Source organism: Bacteroides sp. LFL-34 (genome assembly GCF_027257075.1).
In the GTDB taxonomy this organism is placed as follows: Bacteria; Bacteroidota; Bacteroidia; order Bacteroidales; family Bacteroidaceae; genus Bacteroides; species Bacteroides ovatus.
Genome location: NZ_JAPQKZ010000156.1, coordinates 1 through 721, shown reverse-complemented (window position 1 = coordinate 721; position 721 = coordinate 1). Strand labels below are relative to the sequence as shown.

1 protein-coding gene is annotated in these 721 nt (G+C 37.0%); it reads right to left on the bottom strand.

What is annotated here, in order from left to right; genetic code table 11:
* Nucleotides 1-721 (bottom strand): transposase (locus tag N5O98_RS27360; RefSeq protein WP_269496299.1); only part of this gene is annotated, 721 nt, incomplete at both ends.

Sequence of the window (721 nt, the reverse complement as noted above, 5' to 3'; positions counted from 1 at the left end):
AAAAAAAAGCATCCGTCCTAATTACAGCGAACATAATCGTAACTAATTTCGCTCTAACTGCATTCAGAACCGACATCTTATTTTTTCCCTCTTCGACCTTTCTGTCATAATATTTCTTCAATGGACTATTTTTCACTTGTGAAACAGATAGTGCCGCCATATGTAGCAAATGCTTGATGCTCTTGTCAGCCCTATTAGATACTCTATTTTTAGAACGTTGGCTACTTCCTGACACATAGACGAACGGAACAACTCCTGCATGACAGCAAAACTTCCTGGGATCAGTAAAAGAAGTGAAAGCATCTGTTTCCATGATCATCTTCAGTGCAACACGTTCCCCAACTCCATCCACAGACATGAGTAAATCCATTTGATGAGCAATGACAGGTGCCTGATTTATAAGTTCTTTTATTTCAAGGTCTATTTGTGCTATGTAATCCGTAAATGTATTGATAATCCCTTCAACTCTATTGCATTTAGCAATATATATTGAGTGTTCCATATAGTCTACCTGATCTTTTAGCTGGGATTGATATTTAGCCCTATCTGCAACAAGCATACTGCGTTCTGTTGATAAGTTTTTGAGTTTTTGTATTATAAGCTCTGATGCGGTATACGGTTGTAGGCAATCATTATATCTTTCTGCATACATTGCTATTCGGCAGGCATCTATTTTATCATTTTTGCCACGAGGTATTCCATGACAATATTTTATTTTAGC